This window comes from Streptomyces sp. NPDC046197 (assembly GCF_040646295.1).
Lineage (GTDB): Bacteria > Actinomycetota > Actinomycetes > Streptomycetales > Streptomycetaceae > Streptomyces.
This window is the reverse complement of the sequence record NZ_JBEYZY010000028.1, coordinates 61614-74948: the sequence shown is the minus strand read 5'-3', so window position 1 is coordinate 74948 and position 13335 is coordinate 61614. Positions and strand designations below refer to the sequence as shown.

13 protein-coding genes and 1 pseudogene are annotated in these 13335 nt (G+C 70.9%); 9 read left to right on the top strand and 5 right to left on the bottom strand.

Annotated elements, in window-relative coordinates:
* Positions 1–304: 304 nt before the first annotated feature.
* Together AB0A61_RS30815 and AB0A61_RS30810 are read right to left on the bottom strand one after the other, a co-directional pair.
* The gene (locus AB0A61_RS30815; RefSeq protein WP_361299497.1) at positions 305–1315 is read right to left on the bottom strand and encodes a DUF6745 domain-containing protein; all 1011 of its coding nucleotides are present in this window, start codon (positions 1313–1315) and stop codon (positions 305–307) included.
* Between the two features lie 53 nt (positions 1316–1368).
* Positions 1369–1695 (bottom strand): hypothetical protein, encoded by a 327-nt coding sequence (locus tag AB0A61_RS30810; RefSeq protein WP_361299435.1) that lies wholly within the window; start codon positions 1693–1695, stop codon positions 1369–1371.
* Between the two features lie 175 nt (positions 1696–1870).
* On the opposite strand from AB0A61_RS30810, the gene AB0A61_RS30805 reads away from it, so the two are divergent.
* From AB0A61_RS30805 to AB0A61_RS30780, 6 genes are read left to right on the top strand one after another with little or no spacing between them, the layout of a single operon-like run.
* Complete coding sequence (locus AB0A61_RS30805; protein WP_361299494.1) at positions 1871–2827, top strand: STM4015 family protein; 957 nt, start codon at positions 1871–1873, stop codon at positions 2825–2827.
* A 7-nt stretch (positions 2828–2834) separates the two neighbouring features.
* Positions 2835–3800, top strand: a complete 966-nt coding sequence (locus AB0A61_RS30800; protein ID WP_361299432.1) for an STM4015 family protein — start codon at positions 2835–2837, stop codon at positions 3798–3800.
* Positions 3781–4938 carry an STM4014 family protein gene (locus AB0A61_RS30795; RefSeq protein WP_361299429.1) on the top strand — a complete coding sequence of 386 codons (1158 nt, stop codon included), beginning with the start codon at positions 3781–3783 and terminating at the stop codon, positions 4936–4938. The genes AB0A61_RS30800 and AB0A61_RS30795 overlap by 20 nt, the downstream gene beginning before the upstream one ends.
* A gap of 1 nt (position 4939) precedes the next feature.
* Positions 4940–5746 carry an STM4013/SEN3800 family hydrolase gene (locus AB0A61_RS30790; RefSeq protein ID WP_361299491.1) on the top strand — a complete coding sequence of 269 codons (807 nt, stop codon included), beginning with the start codon at positions 4940–4942 and terminating at the stop codon, positions 5744–5746.
* Positions 5743–7101 carry an STM4012 family radical SAM protein gene (locus tag AB0A61_RS30785; protein ID WP_361299426.1) on the top strand — a complete coding sequence of 453 codons (1359 nt, stop codon included), beginning with the start codon at positions 5743–5745 and terminating at the stop codon, positions 7099–7101. Before AB0A61_RS30790 ends, AB0A61_RS30785 begins: the two co-directional genes overlap by 4 nt.
* Positions 7102–7110: 9 nt before the next feature.
* The gene (locus AB0A61_RS30780; RefSeq protein ID WP_361299423.1) at positions 7111–8022 is read left to right on the top strand and encodes an STM4011 family radical SAM protein; all 912 of its coding nucleotides are present in this window, start codon (positions 7111–7113) and stop codon (positions 8020–8022) included.
* Here the strand turns inward: AB0A61_RS30780 and AB0A61_RS30775 are convergent.
* The 3 genes and pseudogenes from AB0A61_RS30775 to AB0A61_RS30765 form a co-directional block, all read right to left on the bottom strand.
* Positions 7994–8386: a hypothetical protein gene (locus tag AB0A61_RS30775; protein WP_361299421.1), complete on the bottom strand. Its 393-nt coding sequence runs from the start codon at positions 8384–8386 to the stop codon at positions 7994–7996. The two genes, AB0A61_RS30780 and AB0A61_RS30775, sit on opposite strands and share 29 nt — an antisense overlap.
* Positions 8386–8859: a hypothetical protein gene (locus AB0A61_RS30770; protein ID WP_361299419.1), complete on the bottom strand. Its 474-nt coding sequence runs from the start codon at positions 8857–8859 to the stop codon at positions 8386–8388. The genes AB0A61_RS30775 and AB0A61_RS30770 overlap by 1 nt, the downstream gene beginning before the upstream one ends.
* A 264-nt stretch (positions 8860–9123) precedes the next feature.
* Positions 9124–9174: pseudogene (locus AB0A61_RS30765) on the bottom strand (hypothetical protein); the annotation flags it as partial.
* A gap of 16 nt (positions 9175–9190) precedes the next feature.
* Here AB0A61_RS30765 and AB0A61_RS30760 point away from each other — a divergent pair.
* From AB0A61_RS30760 to AB0A61_RS30750, 3 genes are all read left to right on the top strand, one after another.
* On the top strand, positions 9191–10081 hold the full coding sequence (locus AB0A61_RS30760; protein WP_361299417.1) for a substrate-binding domain-containing protein: 891 nt from the start codon (positions 9191–9193) through the stop codon (positions 10079–10081).
* Between the two features lie 81 nt (positions 10082–10162).
* The gene (locus AB0A61_RS30755; RefSeq protein ID WP_361299415.1) at positions 10163–10414 is read left to right on the top strand and encodes a hypothetical protein; all 252 of its coding nucleotides are present in this window, start codon (positions 10163–10165) and stop codon (positions 10412–10414) included.
* 96 nt (positions 10415–10510) lie between these two features.
* Positions 10511–13045 (top strand): SpoIIE family protein phosphatase, encoded by a 2535-nt coding sequence (locus AB0A61_RS30750; protein WP_361299412.1) that lies wholly within the window; start codon positions 10511–10513, stop codon positions 13043–13045.
* Positions 13046–13335: the final 290 nt, after the last annotated feature.

Below are 13335 nucleotides of genomic sequence, written 5' to 3'. Positions count from 1 at the left end.
ACCCGTCGGCCGGGGCCCGACTGCCCCGCCGTGAGATCGCCCCCGTGTCCCAGGGCCTGGGCAGGCAGAGACCAGCACAGCAGCCGGGGAGGTGCCACCGGCTGCGGCAGAGCCCTGACCGGCCCGTGGATCGAACGGGGTGCGGTCGTGACCTGGCACCTTATCGGTCAACTCAGCAGCTGCACGAATCGTGATCCTCATCGGCAGCCGCCGGCTCCGGGTGGTTGCTGCGGGGCGTCGGCCCGAGCCGCGACGTACTCGGCCCAGGAGCGGCGTCCCTCGCCGCGGACATGATGAAGTCGGCTCAGGTCTCCCTCTCCGGCGCGTAATCGGTCTCCTCCAGTCCGAAGGTCCAGGCGACGCCCTCCCGTGCGGTCCGGGTCCGCGGCGGTACCCGCAGCCAGTACGTGCGGTGGGTGCCGTCGGGCTCCGGGGTGGAGTTGACGACCTCGACCATCACCAGCGGCTCGTCCCCCTCCAGTTCGATGCGCCACAGCACACCTGCCTCGTCCCGCTGCACGGGTTCGGCCCCCGACTCCTCCAGATAGCGGTCGTAGCCGTAGTACTCCAGCATCACGCGGCGAAGTTCGGCATTCTCCTCCTCGCGTATCCGCCGGGGTGTCAGCCCGGCGAGCCCTTCGAGGAATTCTGCGGGGACCGGCATGCCGCGCCAGGCGTGCAGCGCGAATCCGTCGGGGAAGGCGAGCGCCGGTCCGTCCCCGCGGTCGAGCCGGCCCGCCTCGTCACGGTGCAGCTCCACGGGGCGTTCGCAGACGACCGCAGTCTTCTCGTACGGCCACCACCATCCGGCGGCGCGAGCGACCGCGGCGATCCCGTCGAGCGCCCCCTCGCCGTCCTGGCCGTCGAAGGCTGCCAGCCAGGCCGCGTCGTGCTGGCCCAGGACGGCGTCGAACAGTACAAGCCGGACGGCCTGCTCTCCCTCTGCCGCACCGGCCGACGCCTCTACTACGCCGGTCCGTATGCGCTCGGTCAGCATGACCGTGCCATCCCACAGCTGAGCGCCCGTCAGGGCCCAGTGCCCGGCCCAGCCGGTCGGCCCGAGCCGGTCGAGGACACGCTCCCGAGCGGCGGCCCACGGCCGAGTGCGGACCGCTTCGCGGACGCTGCGGCCGGCCACGCCCTCCGCTGTGAGCCGTGCCGCCAGTGCCACACCTTCACGGGGCGAGCCCGCCCAGACGATGCGCTCCGGTTCGGGCAGGCCGGCCAACCGGTAAGCCAGGCGCACCCCCTCCTCGGCAGCCGCGCGGTCCGCAGGGCCGGTCGCCGCCGCCACCTCGCGCCACATCGCCACCATGTCCGCCTGTGCGGTGCCCGTCGACGTCCTCACCGTTCCACTCCCCCGCTGTCTCAGTCCGCCACGACGCGCACTGCGCCGGGCACGTACTCACGCTGCCGCACCACGCGGTACCAGCCCTTGGGCAGCGGTATCGCCGCGTGTTCCTCGTGCACCACCCGCCCACCCCCGGGGAGGTGGAGGTAGGAGGCTGCGAACGGCGCGACCTCCCGGAACAAGGTGCCCGGACCGACCACCGCGTGTGCGTGTCCGGTGACCTCGCCCAGAGCAAGCACGAGCCGTCCCCGCGCGTCCCGCGGCTGTTGCGGCAACTCGTCCGTCCCCGGCGGCACAGCCGCCTCCGCCACGGGCACGATCAGGACATCCCCCTGCCGGTACATGCGTGTCTCCCTCCCCGTCGGCGCTTCACCGATCGATGTCCACGACGCTACGCCGGGGGTCTGACAACGCCCCCTGGACCGGCCTTTGCGCAGCCCGTCGCCTGCGATGTCAGAGCGGCTTGGTAGAACTCTTCGCGACCATCGCACCGTGTTCGGGTCCCAGGAGGCCAGCGCCATGTCCCACGTCGAGCATCTGCAGGAACTGCACGGCCTCCCGGCCTTCGACTTCCCCGGTCCCGGGGCGACGGGAGAACTGCCGGAGGCGGGCGCTGTGGCCTGGCGGCTGGCCGTCGATCCCTACGGGGACTCCGCACCGGAGGATTTCGGAGATCTGTGGGACCGCTTCCTCGGCTCTGTGGACTGCGCCGGCGTCCGCGCGATCGTCGTGGGCCAGTGGGGCGAGCCGTACGACAACGACTCCAGCGGCATCGTGCAGCGCCTGGTGGATGCCCGGGACCGGTTGACCGGGCTTCAGGCCGTGTTCATCGGGGACCTGGAGATGGAGGAGGCGGAGATCTCCTGGATCGAGCAGTCCGATGTCACGCCGGTCCTCGATGCCTATCCGCTGCTGGAGGAGTTCGGGATCCGCGGCGGCACCGGACTGCGCTTCCCGGCGGTGCGGCACGAGCATCTGCGCACGCTCTCCTTCGAGGCCGGCGGCCTGCCCGGCGAGGTGGTGCGCGGTGTCGCGGCCAGCGAGCTGCCCGCGCTGGAGTACCTCGAGATGTGGCTCGGTGTCGAGGAGTACGGCGGCGATGCGACGGTCGCCGACCTGGCGCCGATCCTGGCCGGGGGACGGTTCCCGGCGCTGCGCCACCTCGGCCTGCGCAACAGCGAGATCCAGGACGAGATAGCCGCCGCCGTCGCCGGAGCACCGGTCGTCGCCCAGCTGAAGTCGCTCGACCTGTCCCTCGGCGTGCTCACCGACGAGGGCGTGACGGCGCTGCTCGGCGGCCAGCCGCTCACGCACCTGACCTGGCTGGACCTCCACCACAACTTCGTCACCGAGCCGGTGGGCCGGCGGATACGGACGGCGCTGGAGCCGTCCGGCGTCGAGGTCGACCTGTCCGAGCCCGGCGATTCGTGGGAGGACGACGGCGTCGTCCACCGCTTCACCGCCGTCGCGGAATGAGGCCGTGATGACTTTCGCCGATCACTTCGAGACCTTCCACGGGCTGCCCGTCTTCACCCTGCCCGAGCCAGGTGAAGGGGCGCTTCCGGCCGCAGACGGCGTGGCCTGGCGGCAGGACTGCTTCGAGGCCGGGGAGATGCCGTTCGCCGAGTTGTGGCAGAGCTTTGCGGAGCGGGTGCCGAGCACGGATGTACGGGCCCTCGTCATCGGGCCCTGGTGGGAGGAGGATTACAGCGATCTGCGGCCGGCGCTGGAGCTGATCCTGGCCGACGCGGAGCGCTTCCCCGCGCTGCGTGCCCTGTTCCTCGCCGACGTCACCGGCGAGGAGTGCGAGATCTCCTGGCTGCAGCTCACTGATGTCACTCCCGTTCTGGAGGCCTTCCCGCTGCTGGAGGAGTTCGCCGTGCGCGGCGGCGTCTCGCAGGGGCTCGGCGAGGAACCCCTCTCGCTGCGCCCGGTGCGTCACGACGCGCTGCGGGTACTGCGGTTCGAGTCGGGTGGTCTGCCCGGGCAGGTGGTGCGGGCGGTCGGCGCCTGCGAACTGCCCGCCCTGGAACGCCTGGAACTGTGGCTCGGCGTGTCCCAGTACGGCGGTGACGCGACGGTCGCCGACCTCGCGCCGATCCTGGCCGCCGGACGCTTCCCGGCGCTGCGCCATCTCGGTCTTCAGGACAGCGAATTGCAGGACGAGATCGCGGCCGCGATGGCCTCGGCGGCAGTGGTGGCGCAGCTGGAATCGCTGAGCCTGTCGATGGGCACCCTCACCGACACCGGTGCCGAGGCCCTGCTCCACGGCCAGCCGCTGACCCATCTCAAGCGGCTGGACCTGCACCACCACTTCCTGAGTGAGTCCGTGGCCGACCGGATCCGCACGACTGTCGCCTCCGCCGGAACCGAGGTCGGCCTGTCGGACCCCCGCACTCCGCGCCGCTGGCGGGACCAGGAGTGGCGCTATGTCGCTGTCTCCGAATAGCCCGGCGCCCGGTCTCGGCGTTCAGTTCGCCGTCGTCGGCAATCCCGAGAACCGGCGGACGACGATGTTCGCCGATGCCGTCCGCGCGGCGGGTCACGCGGCACCACGCGTGCTGGCGTGGCGGGACGTGCTGCGCGGGCGGTACGCCTTCAAGCCGGGCGAATGGGTACGGATCGACTCCCCTGGGGAGAACGCAGAGGTCGACCGGCTGCTGCGGGGCTCCGACGATCCGGCTCGGGTCGAGGGAACGGCTCGGTGGCACCGTCGTTTCACCACTGCGGTCCGGGACGTGACGAGCGCGGCGCACCGTGCGGGCGCGGCGACGTCCGCGGACCCGGAGGATGTCGCGGTCATGTTCGACAAGCGGCGCTGCCATGCCCGGCTCGCCGCCGCGGGTGTCCCGGTCCCCCCGGCCCTGACGGGTCCGGTCGGGGGCTGGGAGGGGCTCAGGGAGCAGTTGAAGGCCGCCCGCATTTCGCGGGCGTTCGTGAAGCCGGCACACGGCTCGTCGGGCTCCGGTGTCGTGGCGCTGTCGGTGGCGGGCCCCGGCCGGGTCAAGGCGACGACCTCCGTGGAGACCACGCCGGACGGCCGCCTGTACAACTCACTGCGGGTGCGCGACTACACCTCGGAGACCGAGGTCGCCGCCCTTGTCGATGCCCTGGTCCCGGACGGGATCCACGTCGAGCGGTGGCTGCCCAAGGCGTCGCAGGGCGGCCGGGCCGCCGATCTGCGGGTGGTCGTGGTCGCGGGGCGCGCCACGCATGCCGTGGTACGGACCAGCCGGCACCCCATGACGAATCTGCACCTCGGTGGCGCGCGCGGCGACCTGGACGCGGCACGCACGGCGATCCGGGCCGCGGGCGGCAGGTTTGCCGACGTGCTGGACACGGCCGAGCGAGCAGCCGCGTGCTTCCCGGGCACGCTGTGCGTCGGCGTGGACATCCTGCCGGCCACCGGATGGCGCCGTTTCACCGTCGGTGAGGTGAACGCCTTCGGGGACCTGCTCCCCCACCTGACCGGCCTGCCCGGCAGCGGCGCCGAGGGCCTGGACACCTACGCCGCGCAGGTCGCCGCGGCACCGGCCGCCCTGCGCAGAGCGGAACGCGAGGAGCACCACCATGACACCACCACTTGACATGAACGACATCGTGGGCAGCCACGATCTCCTGCTGGTCACGCTCGACACACTCCGCTACGACGTGGCACGGGAGCTCGCGGCGGCCGGACGCATCCCGAACCTGGCCCGGCATCTGCCCGGCGGAACCTGGGAGCGCCGGCACGCCCCCGGCAGCTTCACCTACGCCTCCCACCAGGCGATGTTCGCGGGCTTCCTGCCGACACCGGCCGCCCCGGGCCCGCATCCGCGGCTCTTCGCCGCCCGTTTCGCGGGCAGTGAGACCACCGCGAGCGGCACCTTCGTCTACGACACGCCCGACCTGGTGTCGGGCCTGGCCGCCGCGGGCTACCGCACCGTATGCATCGGCGGCGTGGGCTTCTTCAACAAGCGGGGGCCGCTGGGCTCCGTCCTGCCCGGGATGTTCCAGGAGAGCCACTGGGAGCCGGAGTTCGGGGTGACGTCCCCCACCTCCTTCGAGGCTCAGGTGGCCTGTGCCGAGAAGGTCGTGGCCGGGCTCCCTCACGAGCAGCGCCTGTTCCTCTTCGTGAACGTGTCGGCCCTGCACCAGCCCAACTGGTTCCACCTCTCCGGGGCCACCCGCGAGGCGGGCGACACGCGGGCCACCCACGCCGCGGCGCTGGAGTACGTGGACCGGCACATGGGACGGCTGCTGGCGGCGGCCGGCAGCCGCCGTCCGTGCCTGGCCATCGTCTGCTCCGACCACGGCACCGCGTACGGCGAGGACGGCTACAACGGTCACCGCATCGGCCATGACGTCGTCTGGACGGTTCCCTATGCCCACTTCTTCGTCGACGAGGCCCGATGACCAGCACCGAAGCAGCGCCCACGCCCGCCGTCCGCCCGTACCAGCAGTACGTCTACGCGTATCCGCACAAGACCGCGTACCGCCCGCTGCGCCGGGAGCGCGCATCCTTGTGCGAGCTGTGGGCGGACGAGCCGAAGGACGCCCTCTCGCTCTACTTCCACATTCCCTTCTGCGAAGTGCGCTGCGGATTCTGCAATCTCTTCACCCGCATCGGGGCGCCGGACGGGCTGATCACCGCCTACCTGGACGCGCTGGACCGTCAGGCGGCCGCGGTGCGCGAGGCGCTGGGCGAGGGGGCTCGGTTCGCCAATGCGGCCTTCGGCGGCGGCACTCCGACGTTTCTGGAGGCCGCGGAGCTGGAGCGGCTGTGCGATCTCGCCGAGCGTGGCCTGGGCGCCGATCTGACCGCGATACCGCTGTCGGTGGAGGCCTCGCCCGCCACGGCGACCGCCGACCGGCTGGCCGTGCTGGCCGACCGCGGCACCACGCGGCTGAGCCTGGGCGTGCAGAGCTTCATGGACACCGAGGCGCAAACGGCCGTACGCCCACAGCGCCGGGCGGACGTCGAAGCGGCTCTCGCCCGGATTCGCGACGCCGCCATCCCCGTCCTCAACATCGACCTGATCTACGGCATCGACGGCCAGACCGAGCAGTCGTGGACTCACTCCCTCGAAGCCGCCCTCGCCTGGCAGCCGGAGGAGCTGTATCTCTACCCCCTCTACGTGCGCCCGCTCACCGGTCTCGGCCGGCATCGCGACCGGGTGCGCGGCGAAGCCGAGTGGGACGATCAGCGGCTGCGGCTGTACCGCCACGGCCGCGACCACCTGCTCGCGCGCGGCTACGAACAGGTGTCGATGCGCATGTTCCGCCGTCAGGACGCCCCCGTCACCGGCGCAGAGGACTACGCGTGCCAGACCGACGGCATGGTCGGCCTCGGCTGCGGCGCCCGCTCGTACACCTCCGCCCTGCACTACTCCTTCGACTACGCCGTGGACATGCGCCACATACGCGGAATCATCGACGGCTACACCGCCCGCTCGGCCGACGACTTCCGCCACGCCGACTTCGGCTGGGAGATGAACGGGGACGAGGCCCGGCGCCGCCATCTGCTGCAGTCGCTGCTGCAGGCCGAGGGCATGCCGGTCGCGGACTACCGGACCCGCTTCGGCACCGCGCCCGGCGCCGACTTCGCCGACGAGCTGGACCGGTTCCGCGACCGGGGCTGGCTGGACGACTGCGCCGGCCCGGAGTTGCTCCGGCTCTCCCCCGAGGGCCTGGCCCACTCCGACGCCCTGGGCCCCGAGTTGTTCTCCTCCGCCGTGCGCGAGCGCATGGCCGCCTACGAACCGAAGTGACGGAGCCCGATGGACCTGACGATCCTCTACCGCGGCCCGCTGGCGTCGTGCGACTACGACTGCCCGTACTGTCCCTTCGCCAAGCGCCGGGACAGCCGCGCCCAGCTCACCGCGGACCGCGACGCGCTGGAGCGCTTCGCCGCATGGGCGGGCGCACAGAAGGACGACCGGCTCTCCCTGCTGTTCACTCCGTGGGGCGAGGGCCTGGTGCGCTCCTGGTACCGGCAGACGCTCGCGGAACTGAGCCGGCTGTCGCACGTCCGCCGGGTGGCGATACAGACCAACCTCAGCTGCCGTACGGACTGGTTGGACACGGCCGACCTGGACACCCTCGCCCTGTGGTGCACCTTCCACCCCGGGCAGACGCCGTACGACCGGTTCCTGGCCAAGTGTCACGACCTGGCCATCCGTGGGGTCCGCCACAGCGTCGGCGTCGTCGGCCTTCCCGAGCACCTGGAGCACGCGCGCCGCCTGCGCGCCGACCTGCCCGCCCACGTATACCTGTGGGTCAACGCCGCCGAGGGGCACACCTACACCGACGCCGAAGCCGACCAGTGGACCGCCCTCGACCCGCTCTTCCCGTACAGCCGCCACCCGCACCGCAGCGCGGGCCTGCCCTGCCGTACGGGAGTGTCCGTCATCTCGGTGGACGGCGAAGGCACGGTGCGCCGCTGCCACTTCGTACGGTCGGAGCTGGGCAACCTGTACGACGGCTCCTACCGGCGGGCACTGCGTCCGCGCGCGTGCCCGCTGGCCGTCTGTGACTGTCACATCGGCTACGTCCACCTGGAGACGCTGCCGCTGTACGACGTGTTCGCGGGCGGAGTCCTGGAGCGGATCCCAGCGGCGATGCCCGCGGTTCAGCACTTGTCGGCCGGGAACCGCCGGTCTCTCAGCCGCCGACCAGCGCGACGAGCTTGATGAAGACCAGACCCGGATCGGCGGTGAGATCCACGACTTCGTCGAGGTCCTCGACCTGTCGATCGCCGGCCAGTACGAAGAACCCGTTGGCCAGGAAGGCGTGCTCGGCGATCTCGGCCTGGCGCTCCCAGTTGATGCGGCGGGGCTCTCGAAGGCGATAGCCGTTGAGCTCCGTCTCGGCGTCGTCGGCGCGGACGAGGCCGTTGAAGCGGTCGCTCGGGCGGGCGTTGTGCCGGGCGACCTCCTCGCGGACCCGGAGCCTGATCAGCTCCCGTACGGTCATCCGTTCGGGCAGCCCGGCGACCTCCCACTCGGTGAGCGGCTTACCCGTCGCGGTCTCGTCCCGGAACGTCACGGTGGCCATCAGGCACCTCGCTTGATCTGTATGAGGATGGTCTCGTCGGTGATCTTCGTGTCGGCGGCGAGCAGAAACGCCTTGCTGAGGATCAGCGCGAGCCGATCGTCCTCGAAGGGCAGGAAGACCTTGCCGGTCCCCGGGCGCCGCGCCGGGACGATGCACAGGTAGCTGTCATCCGGTTCCATCAGGATGTTGGCCGAACCCAGGTGGATCCTGTACGTGCGCACATCGCCTCGGACGACCAGGAAGCGGCCGTCGAGCGAGCAGCGGCCGGTGATCTTCAGGCGCGGCAGGATCCGTTCCAGTGCCTCGCGGCGCACCTCGGCGCTCGCCGTGAGCGCACCGAACGTGGCCGTGCGCCGGTACCCGGCATAGCGGTCCTCACCCCGGTCGGTCCAGTCGGGATCGGCGGCGATCGAAGTCACGCCCACGAACAGGTCGACGTCGCGCATCGCCTCGCTGAACCCCAGCGGCGGCACCTCCGCCAGCGGTACCTCCCGCCAGCGGCGGCCGTCCCGCCGCTCGAAGCGGACCTGGTCCGTCGCGGCGTGCTCGGGTGCGTAGCCGCCGCCGTCGTCCGCGGCGGGCTCGTGGTGGAAGCAGGCCCGCCACCGGCCGTCGCCGAACCGGGCCCGGGCTGTACCCTCGTAGCCGCCGTTGTAGCGGCCGAGGAAGTTGGCCTGCCAGCCGCGTTCCTTGAACAGCGCGTAGAGCTGCCGGTAGTGGACGATGTGGGCGGCGAACCGGTTGGAGTAGACACCGGTCTCCTCCTCGGCGGGGGTGAGCAGGTAGATCTCCCGGAAGGCCTGCTTGAACGGCTGCCGCAGCCGCTCGGCGACCAGCCGCTCCCGTCACGCCCTGATGCCGTCCGCCGACGCCCGGATCGGAGGCCACAACCGGACGCGCTCGGGCCGGCCGGGCGGCTCGGCCACCTTCGTCGCCAACACCACCGACGACCCCGTGCTGCGGCGCGAACGCTTCGAAGAGTTCCTGGCACGGCGGGTGGACGGCATCGTCCTGGGGGACGCGCGGCTTGACGGCGACGACCTGGTCGACATCCTTGCCCGCAGGAACATCCCCTACGTCCTGGTCTCGCGGCGCCTGACCGGACACCTGTCCGTGACCACCGACGATCTCCTCGGCGGACGGCTGGCCGCCGAACACCTCCTCCAGCTCGGCCACACCTGCGTGGGAGTCGCCGCCGGGGAGCCCTACGCGAGCACCGGCGTGGAGCGCACCACCGGTTTCGTACGCCGCTACGCCGAAGCCGGCCTCCCCCTCCTGCCGGACTACGTCCTGCCCTCCCGCTTCGACACCGCGGGCGGCCACGCCGCGGGCGCGGCACTGCTCAACCTCGACCCGCGCCCCACCGCCATCTTCGCCGTCAACGACACCGCCGCCATCGGCGTCGTCGGAGCCCTGCGGGAACACGGATTGCGGCCCGGCAGCGACGTGGCCGTCGTCGGATACAACGACATCCCCGTCGCCGCAGACATGTCCGTGCCCCTCACCACGATCCGCTCACCCATGTTCGAGATGGGCGAGCATGCCATGGGCCTGCTCATCGACCGCCTGCAGGGACGACGTGTCCGCTCCAAACGACTGCGCCCCCACCTGATCGCCCGGGCCCCGACGCTCAACGAACAGCCCATCCGCCCATGGAGCTCGGCGACGGCGTTGGACTCCCCGGGGGCGGGCTGACGCCGAGCTCGCAAAGCACAGCAAAAATGGACCTAAGGGTACACAAGCCGACATAAACCCCATAAACTGAACATCGCGCAGGTGATGCTGCGCACCGCCGGGCAAAGCGCCGACCGCCAGGAGAGTCACATGGGCATCGCCTCTCCCGCTCCAAACCCCCGTGCCAACGCCGCCTGGGCGATCGGTTGCGAAGAATGCAACGGCTGGGGCAGCGTGATCACCTCCCAGGGACACCACGAGTTGTGCCTCACCTGCCAGCCGCTCGCTGATCAAGAGGACGGCAACGGCGCTCTCATCACCTGGGCCGAACGAACCGTCGGGTGGAAGCCTTAGAGCCTGGGCCGGACACCCGCGTTCGGAACCGCCGAGCGGTTCGCTGCGCGGTTTCCGCCCTGGGCCCTGACAGCTTGACCTGCGCACACTGGATGTATGCACGGGATGATCGACGGCGAGGCAGCGGAGCGTGAGGATGCGCTCGCCGCAGCCGTTGTGGAAGCCGTCCAAGGAACGAGCGCGTACGCGGGGAGCATCTTCCTTCGCTCCCGCGACCGCCGGTCGATCGTGCTCGCCGCGACGTGCGGGGTGCCGCCGTCGCTGCTGGGCGGCTGGCGCCTCATTCCGGTGAGCAGTCCCATACCGGTCGCCGTGGTGTACAACTCCGGGCGCACGGTCCACCTGGCAAACGCAGAGGAGACGATGCGGCGGTATCCCCAGCTCGCGGTGGCTCTGCCGTATGCCTTCGGCTCCTGCTCCGTGCCGGTGCGCGCGAGTGGGGAGGCCTTCGGATCGCTGGCGATCGTGTGGGCGGCGCCACCGGGCAGCGAAGGGCTGTCCAAGGCCCAGCGCCGCCACCTGCGGACCGTCGCCAGTCGGCTCGGAGACACCCTGGCCGCACTGCGCGCCCGTACCGGTGATCCCGTGGAATGCGGCCCGAAGACGGTTCCCGTCGAGGCTCCGGCTCCCTCGGCAGCGGCCATGCGGGTGGGATTGTTCGACTGGAACCTCGGCTCCGGCACCTTCAGCGTGGACAGCACGCTCTGCGCGATCTTCGGACTCGACCCTGCCGCTTTCGACGGACGAGCCGAAACACTTACCGCGTGCCTGCACCCCGGTGATCTCGCCGCGTTTCGGGCCTGCGCCAGGGAAGCAGCCGACGGGGGTCCGGTCACCGCGCGGCGCCTGCGCGTACGGGATCACAGCGACGGTGGCGAGAGGTACCGCACGGTCGAGCTGTGGGGCCGCGTACCGGAAGCCGACGACGCGCGGGCACGCAAGCACCTGATCGGCGCCGTCGTGGACGCCCGGGCCGGCAATGCGGCCGTCGCAGCGGTCGAACGGCTGCGGGACGGACTGTTCTCCCTCGCCCCCGACGGGCGAGTCACCTACGCCAACCACAGCGCCCTGCAACTGCTGGACGTTTCCGCCGACGAGGTTCTGGGCGGCTTTCTGTGGGACGTACTGCCGTGGCTGTCCGACCCTGGGGTCGAGTACCGGCACCGATCCGCGATGATCTCGCAGACGCCGTCCTCCTTCCTCGCGAGCCGATCGCCCGACCAGTGGCTCGCCTTCTCCCTGCATCCCCAGGCCGACGGGGTAACCGGCCGGGTGGTCCCCGTCCCCGGTCCCGCATCGGCCGTTGCAGCCCCCTCCTCCCCGGCCACTGCCGCACCCGCCACCGCACCAGCGCGCCTGGGCGTCATGTACCACGTCCTGCAGCTCGGCAGCGCGCTGACCGAGGCGGTTACCACACGGCAGGTCTGCGAGGTTGTCTCCGACCAGCTCCTGCCGGCCTTCGGAGGCCAGCAGATGGCGATCTATGTGGTCCGCAACGGAACAATGCACCGGCTCCATCACACCGGCCACCACGAAGAGTTCCTCGACTGGCTGGAGGGTGTCCCGCTGCACGCCCGGCTGCCAGGCACGGAGACCCTGACGTCCGGTGCTCCGCTCTTCATCGAGTCGCAGCAGGACCTCGCCCGGGGCTACCCAGGCATCCCCACGGGCCACGTGAGCTCCTGGGCGTATCTGCCACTGATCGCCTCCAGCCGCCCTGTCGGCACCTGCGTGCTCGGCTTCGACGAGATTCATCAGTTCACCGAGAAGGACCGCGGCGTCCTCACCGCACTCGCCGGACTGATCGCCCAGGCTCTGGAGCGCGCACGGCTGTACGACTCGGAGTTCGCCGTCGCGCACGGCCTGCAGCAGGCGCTCCTGCCGCACCGGCTGCCGGACGTCCCAGGTATCCGCACCGTCGCACGCTATCTGCCCGGCACCAGCGGTATGGACATCGGCGGGGACTGGTACGACGCCATCCCCACCGGCAGCGGGGTCTGTCTCGTCATCGGCGACGTAGAGGGGCACAGCATTGCCGCCGCGGCCACCATGGCTCAGTTGCGCAGTGCGGTACGGGCCTTCGCAGCTGCGGGCCATACGCCCGGCGACGTGATGGCGGGCGTCAACCGAACCCTCATCGACCTCGACTCCAACCTGCTGGCCAGCTGCTGCTACATCCACCTCGAACCCCACAGCCGGCACGCCTACGCCGTCACCTCCGGACACCCCCCACCCCTGCTCCGCCGCCCCGACGGCACGACCGACGCCCTTGACCTCGACATCGGACCACTCCTCGGAGTGGATCACGCGAGCGCCTACACACAAACCCGCATCGACCTCCCGCCGGGATCCATCCTCGCCCTCTACACCGACGGTCTGGTCGAGAAGCCCGGAACCGACATCGACGTGGGCATCGACCACCTGCGAGCGTCACTGGCCCACGCCCGTGCGGACTCACTGGACGAACTCGCCGACCGGCTCCTGCACCATGCCCGCGACTCCTCCTACCGTGCCGACGACATCGCCCTCCTGCTCACCGAACACAGCCTCCCGCCACGGCATCCATCCCCTCGTCTTCGACGGGAATCCTCGCCTTCAGGCGGGCAGGAGATCCGATCTTTGGCCCGGTGACGTGAAGCGTCGCGGCGCCGCGCGGAATGCTCCTTCGGAGGCGCCGCTGCCACCGGGACTCTCCTTGAGGCCGCAGCGTCCAACGGTGATGACGTCGCCCCCAACCCGGGCGGCGAAGGAGAATGAGCCCCGCCGCGCTTAGCGGTGGGGCTCATCACCGTATTTCCGGGCTCGTGTGCCGTAGTTGACCTTTGTCTTCGTCACTCGGCCGGCCTCGGCAGCGCCGGACGCGCTCGCTTGCAGAACATGAGACGCTGCCTGCCGCAGGACGGCGATTGATCCACAGAAGG